We start from the raw sequence: 6,211 nt of genomic DNA, 5'->3' as shown, positions 1-6,211 counted from the left end.
TTACTATTTAAACGCATAAAAATCCCCCTAAAGTAGTTTTACTTTTTTAAGTGTCTACTTTAGGGGGAGCATATCAAAAGCTACATTAAGAAACCTTTTTTTATAAAAAAATATGTGGTGGGCTTGCAACTAATTTTTCTCCATTATTTTGGAATGAATTCACAATATTAAATGTCCATAGAACCCCATTTCAATTTTTGGGATTGAGTTTCAGGGTAATGGACACTAAACATTGTAATAGTTGCTAAACAGCTGATTTTTTTCCGCAATGTACATAAACGAATATAAAGATCTCCATTAGTTTTTTGTTTTCAAAAGAATTACCCCAAGCTTTCCCATGCTGCGTGCATTCCAGCTACTCTTCCAGTGACAAGGGCTGCCGTAATGTTATATCCACCTGTATAACCGTGGATATCTAAAACCTCTCCACAAAAATAAAGTCCATTCATTAGCTTTGATTGCATGGTACTAGGGACAATTTCTTTAATGGAGACACCTCCACCTGTAACGAATGCTTTTTCAAGAGGTAGACTCCCATGTACATCAAACCGAAAATCTTTCAGATCATTTACTATGGAAATTACCATTTCCCGGGAAATGTTACCAGTATTCAACTGTGGTTCAAGGTTATTTTTGTTTAAGATAAAATCTAAATATCTTTCTGGCACAATACCTTTTAGCAAATTTTTAACACTTCTTTTAGGGTTTTCTTGAATTTTTAAGAGAATTTCATTAAGTAATTTTTCTTTGCCTTCTTCAGGAATAGCATCAATCGATACTTGAACTTTTTCTAAGCCAGATCGGAGTAGTTTTACAATAAATTGTGAACATCTTAAAGTAGCCGGACCTGAAATTCCAAAATGGGTAAACAGCATATCCATTTGGTGTGAGATCACCTTCTTTCTATTAGCATCATATACAGATAACTCTACATTTCTCAAGGAGAGTCCTTGTAGAGTTTTGGATCGTATAAATGACTCATTAGAAAGAATAGGGACTTCAGTCGGATACAAATCTGTTACCGTATGTCCAGCTTTTTTAGCCCAAGGAAATGCATCTCCTGTCGAACCGGTATGTGGAACTGCCTTTCCACCTGCAGCAATGACTATAGACTTTGTTTCGATTTTCTCCCCATTTTCTAAAATAACTCGATGGTTGGAATCTCCATAATCTATCGCTTGAACAGCCGTTTTCTTGCGTATAGTCACTTCGTATTTTCGTAATTCGTTTAGTAGCGCATTGACGACGTCCATTGCTTTATTACTGACAGGAAACATCCTTCCATGGTCTTCCTCTTTTAATGCAACACCTAAGCCTTCAAAATATTCAATAATGTCATAATTATCGAAAATAGAGAAAGGACTATATAAGAATTTTCCGTTACCTGGAATATGTTTAATCACTTCTTCTTTTGGTAGCCGGTTTGTAACATTGCACCTGCCCCCACCAGAGATAGCCAGTTTTTTCCCTAACTTATTTCCTTTTTCAATTAATAAGGTGCTTGCTCCCTGTTCAGCTGCAGCAATTGCTGCCATTAAGCCGGAAGGACCTCCACCAATAACGGTAACCTGATATGTCATACAAGATAACCTACTTTCTAATGTGAATCTCATTACCTAATCATAAACTAATTTACTTCAGTAGTAAATGTCAACTTCTTATAGAGCTAAACCATTACTAATGCCTTATTTCGTCATGAATCGATACCATTCACTAAGTAGTTTATGATAGAATAAAAATGTTAGACGAATTTGTAGAATTTAGGTGAAAAAATGTCAAGCTCGAATTTTATACGAGGAACGATGTTGTTAACTGCAGCAAGTTTTCTCTCTAAATTTTTAGGGATGATTTATGTTATACCCTTCACTAACATTGTTGGAGAAACGGGAATGACTTTATATGGATTTGCGTATACACCATATAGCATATTAATTAGTGTATCGACAGTTGGGGTACCTTTAGCTGTTTCTAAGTTTGTATCGAAATATAATTCATTAGATGATTATTATACAAGTATGCGAATATTTAAACTTGGTACGGTATTAATGTTCATAACAGGTATAGTAGCCTTCTTCATTATGTACTTTGGTGCGGATGTCATTGCTAAATTATTTTTAGCTGAAGAAAAAAAGGAAATTTCTTTAGAAGATGCAGCCCATGTTATACAAATGGTAAGCTTTGCTTTAATTATAATCCCGAGCATGTCGATCATGCGGGGCTTTTTTCAAGGGAATCAGTCCATGGGACCGACTGCTGTATCACAAGTAATTGAACAGATTGCAAGAATTACCTTTTTACTAATTGGTGTATTTTTAATTAAGGTGGTATGGGATGGTTCTAATTCTACCGCTGTCGGGTTGGCGACATTTTCCGCCTTTGTAGGTGCCATTGCTTCATGGGTCGTATTATTAATGTACTGGAAAAATAGAAAAAGATTTCTATCTGAAAAACTAGATCAACAAAAGAAAAAAGTAAGGATACCTAGATCAAAGCTATTAAAGGAATTATTCCAGTATGCTGGACCATTTGTTTTAGTCGGAATTGCAACCTCACTGTATCAATTGGTCGATTTAATTACTTTCGATAAGGCAATGGTTGCTATTGGAAAAGGGGATATTTCCACAATCGCTTATTCTGTTTTCAATGTGCAAGGTCATAAAGTAATTTTAATTCCTGTAACCATTGCTACAGGACTTTCATTGGCATTGATTCCTGAAATAACTAAATCCTTTAATCTAAACCAGGTCGATCGGTTAAATAAACAGATTAATCAATCATTGCAAATAATTATGTTCTTTGTCTTACCAGCGGTTGCAGGGTTAGTCATTTTATCACATGAAATCTATGGGGGATTGTTTGGCATTGATAATATTTCGATTGCTGGACCTTTATTTGCTTGGTATGCCCCGACTGCATTAACCTTTGCCTTCTTCACCGTAACCTGTTCTATTTTACAAGGAATTGAACAACAAAAATTCACATTGATTAGTCTATCAGCAGGTATATTAATAAAAATCCTTTTAAACTCTTTAATGATTCAATTACTTGCTGAAAAAGGAGCAGTTATTACGACATTACTGGCAACAAGTGTTGCTGTTTTCTTAAACTTGTGGAGAATCAAAACTTCACTCAAATTCAGCTATCGAAGATTTCGAAAATTATCGCTATTAATGCTAATCTTTACCATTGTTATGGCGATATTGTTATTGCTTGTAAAATGGTTGTTTGGATTCTTTATTTCCTACAATGATGGGCAATTGATTGCTTTTGTCATTACAATAATTGCCGTATTTATAGGTGGAACATTCTATATGTACTTCGGTTATATGTCTACGCTTTTTGAACGAATAGTCGGTAAACGAATACCGATCTTAGATCGAATCTTCAGACGATGATTATATTGGGGGACAATTAAAATGCGTCTTGATAAGCTATTGGCTAATATGGGGATTGGAAGTAGAAAAGAAGTGAAAGAGCTGATCAAGAAGAAATCAGTCTCTGTTAATGGGAAAATAATAAAATCAAATCTTTCGATTGACCCAGAATTTGATAGAATTGAATGTAATGGTCAGGTAGTGGAGTACCAAAAATATGTTTATTTTATGCTCCATAAGCCTTCAGGTTACCTCTCAGCTACAAGAGATCAAGAACAAAAGACAGTGTTAGACCTTTTGAAGACAGAGGACCAGGCCCGTTCACCATTTCCAGTTGGTAGGTTGGACAAGAATACGGAAGGATTATTATTATTAACAAATGATGGGCAATTGGCTCATGAGCTCTTATCACCAAAAAAACATGTAGACAAAACCTATTTTGCGAAAATCTCTGGATTTGTCACAGAAAATGATGTAGCAGAATTTTTACAAGGAGTGGATATTGGTGATTATATTACAAAGCCAGCCAAACTGAAGATTCTTAAGGCAAAAGAAGTTTCGGAAATAGAAGTTACGATAACAGAAGGAAAGTTTCACCAAGTAAAACGAATGTTTGAAGCTGTTGGTAAAGAAGTGTTGTATTTAAAAAGGTTAACGATGGGATCACTGGAACTTGACTCAACCTTAAAATTGGGGCAGTATCGTGCTCTCACTGATCAGGAGATACAAAATATTTTAGAGGAAACGAAGGGATAGGTTAGTAGTATTCAATTAATGTAGATCGGTCATCCCTGATTGAATGCTGCTTACGACCATTGATTTAGCATGATGATAAAAAAACCAGCATTCTTTATATGCTGGTTTAAAATTGAATTTTATTATATATATATTTAAAATTTTACGATATCTTTACTTTTTTCTTTGTGATTTCCCAACGTCCCCGATTTGGGCTATTGACAAGCCCGTTATAAGCTAATAAGTGTAAATCTCGCTGTACAGTACGGTCTGTAATACCAAACTCTTCTGCTATTTCGTTTGTGGTTACACATCCATTCTCTTTAATAAAAAGATAGACTGATTTAACACGAGATAGCATACGGGTGGTTGATTGACTCAAAGAATCACTCCTTAAAAGTTATCGAATCCAATTACTATCATTCTATTCATGTTGCCTAACCTTATTTTACACTTATCGAAGAAATATTTCTAGCGTAATTGTGAATATTTACAGATAATTAAAAGATGAAAGGTGGTTGCACGATGTATTTAATAAGAAAATTTTTAACGAAGGTTGTTCATATCTCAAATTTAGCCATTTTCATCGTTAGCTTGCTACTTATTGTTTCGACAGCTTGGTTAATTATGCTAGTCGAGCGTGAAACCTTTCCGACCTTTTTTGACGGGCTATGGTGGGTGATGACGACTGTTACAACAGTTGGCTATGGAGATTTTTATCCAGTGTCGATTGGAGGTCGACTTATTGGGGTATTTTTGTACCTTTTTGGTATCGCACTTATAGGATTGGTATTAGGGAAGATTATCGAAGCATTTGCAATCTACCGTAAAAGAAGAGAAGAAGGTGAAATAATGTATAAAGGAAAGAATCATTATATTATTATCGGATGGTCTCAAAAAGCAAAATATGCGATAAGAGAAATGATTAATACAGACAAAAATATTGAAATTATTATCATTGATGAACTGGAAAAAGCACCGATATTAGATCACAATATTCATTATATTCAGGGGAATGCTTCTGAAAGAAACGTCTTAGAAAAGCCAATATAAAAGAAGCGAATACAGTCTTAGTTTTTGCAGATGATAAAATCGAAAACGGCCAATTAGCAGATGGAAAAACACTCTTGATTGCTTCTACCATTGAGTCGATAGCGCCAGAGGTATATACGATAGTGGAAATTATGGAAGAAATTCATATGAAAAATTTTAAATATATGAATGTGGATGAATTTATCCTTTCACATGAAACGATTTCTTCTTTATTTGTTAGGTCCGCCTTTAGAAAAGGAATATCTAATATTTTTTCTCAACTATTAAAACACGCTGAAGGTGACGACTTATACTATATTCCCACTCATTCTAAATGGAAAACCTATCGAGATGCGTTTGATGCATTACTTGAAAAAGGTGCGACTTTAGTAGCAGATCGTGACCAGTTAAACATAAATCGAATGCTCGATCATACTATTCCTAAAGATGCAGAGCTATATGTAATTTGTGATTCAGAATCACATCAACGGATTCTGGAGGAGGTGTAATATGTCTTTCCATTATTTTATTGCAATGAAGCTGGATCATTCCACTAAAGAATGGCTCGATTCATGGAAACCCGATATCAATAAATATCATCTGCCTTATAAAACATGGGTACATAAGCAAGATTATCATATTACACTTCAATTTTTGGGGGGAATCAAGGAAGAAAAGCGGAACCAATTGATGGACCTTCTAAATCGCGTTGAAAAGCTACCAGCATTCGCTACGCAAATTACAGGTTTGGACTATTTTGGACGTGAGGATAGACCGAAAGTTTTATACGCAAGTGTTGATAAAGCACAAGAATTAGAAAAACTATATTTAGCCATAAAGGCGATTTGTAAAGAGATCGAAATCCCAGTAGATAGTAGAGAGTATCATCCACATATCACTATAGCGAAAAAGTGGACAGGAAAGACCGAAAAGATAGATAAGAATATATTTAATCTTAAACTGAACAAATTAATTTATCTTTCTGAAGTCGCCTTATATCAGATAAATCCACAAAAAGAGATAAAATATCAACCTATAAAGGTCATCCCATTACAGAGAGGGTGTTGAAC

7 protein-coding genes are annotated in these 6,211 nt (G+C 34.7%); 5 read left to right on the top strand and 2 right to left on the bottom strand.

All coding sequences use genetic code 11. From position 1 onward, the window contains the following. Nucleotides 1-320: 320 nt before the first annotated feature. On the bottom strand, nucleotides 321-1,580 hold the full coding sequence (locus DLJ74_RS01315; protein ID WP_109983029.1) for a BaiN/RdsA family NAD(P)/FAD-dependent oxidoreductase: 1,260 nt from the start codon (nucleotides 1,578-1,580) through the stop codon (nucleotides 321-323). Between the two features lie 192 nt (nucleotides 1,581-1,772). On the opposite strand from DLJ74_RS01315, the gene DLJ74_RS01310 reads away from it, so the two are divergent. Then, the gene (locus tag DLJ74_RS01310) at nucleotides 1,773-3,395 is read left to right on the top strand and encodes a putative polysaccharide biosynthesis protein (RefSeq protein WP_109983028.1); all 1,623 of its coding nucleotides are present in this window, start codon (nucleotides 1,773-1,775) and stop codon (nucleotides 3,393-3,395) included. A gap of 21 nt (nucleotides 3,396-3,416) precedes the next feature. Beyond that, nucleotides 3,417-4,130: a pseudouridine synthase gene (locus DLJ74_RS01305; RefSeq protein ID WP_109983027.1), complete on the top strand. Its 714-nt coding sequence runs from the start codon at nucleotides 3,417-3,419 to the stop codon at nucleotides 4,128-4,130. 142 nt (nucleotides 4,131-4,272) lie between these two features. Here DLJ74_RS01305 and DLJ74_RS01300 read toward each other — a convergent pair whose 3' ends face one another. Further along, nucleotides 4,273-4,491 carry an HTH domain-containing protein gene (locus tag DLJ74_RS01300; protein ID WP_109983026.1) on the bottom strand — a complete coding sequence of 73 codons (219 nt, stop codon included), beginning with the start codon at nucleotides 4,489-4,491 and terminating at the stop codon, nucleotides 4,273-4,275. A 143-nt stretch (nucleotides 4,492-4,634) separates the two neighbouring features. On the opposite strand from DLJ74_RS01300, the gene DLJ74_RS20690 reads away from it, so the two are divergent. The 3 genes from DLJ74_RS20690 (at nucleotide 4,635) to thpR (ending at nucleotide 6,209) form a co-directional block, all read left to right on the top strand. Then, nucleotides 4,635-5,162 carry a potassium channel family protein gene (locus tag DLJ74_RS20690; RefSeq protein ID WP_245902236.1) on the top strand — a complete coding sequence of 176 codons (528 nt, stop codon included), beginning with the start codon at nucleotides 4,635-4,637 and terminating at the stop codon, nucleotides 5,160-5,162. Nucleotides 5,163-5,308: 146 nt separating this feature from the next. Further along, nucleotides 5,309-5,650: a hypothetical protein gene (locus tag DLJ74_RS20685; RefSeq protein ID WP_245902235.1), complete on the top strand. Its 342-nt coding sequence runs from the start codon at nucleotides 5,309-5,311 to the stop codon at nucleotides 5,648-5,650. A gap of 1 nt (nucleotide 5,651) precedes the next feature. Next, the gene (thpR, locus tag DLJ74_RS01290; protein WP_109983025.1) at nucleotides 5,652-6,209 is read left to right on the top strand and encodes an RNA 2',3'-cyclic phosphodiesterase; all 558 of its coding nucleotides are present in this window, start codon (nucleotides 5,652-5,654) and stop codon (nucleotides 6,207-6,209) included. Nucleotides 6,210-6,211: the final 2 nt, after the last annotated feature.

The organism is Gracilibacillus dipsosauri (genome assembly GCF_003176895.1).
Taxonomy (GTDB): Bacteria; Bacillota; Bacilli; order Bacillales; family Amphibacillaceae; genus Gracilibacillus; species Gracilibacillus dipsosauri.
This window is presented reverse-complemented; position numbering and strand designations above follow the sequence as displayed.

Coding starts and splice junctions, on each gene's coding strand:
- DLJ74_RS01315 (WP_109983029.1), bottom strand. CDS start 1,580: ATGACATATCAGGTTACCGTTATTGGTGGAGGTCCTTCCGGCTTAATG.
- DLJ74_RS01310 (WP_109983028.1), top strand. CDS start 1,773: ATGTCAAGCTCGAATTTTATACGAGGAACGATGTTGTTAACTGCAGCA.
- DLJ74_RS01305 (WP_109983027.1), top strand. CDS start 3,417: ATGCGTCTTGATAAGCTATTGGCTAATATGGGGATTGGAAGTAGAAAA.
- DLJ74_RS20690 (WP_245902236.1), top strand. CDS start 4,635: ATGTATTTAATAAGAAAATTTTTAACGAAGGTTGTTCATATCTCAAAT.
- DLJ74_RS20685 (WP_245902235.1), top strand. CDS start 5,309: ATGAAAAATTTTAAATATATGAATGTGGATGAATTTATCCTTTCACAT.
- thpR (WP_109983025.1), top strand. CDS start 5,652: ATGTCTTTCCATTATTTTATTGCAATGAAGCTGGATCATTCCACTAAA.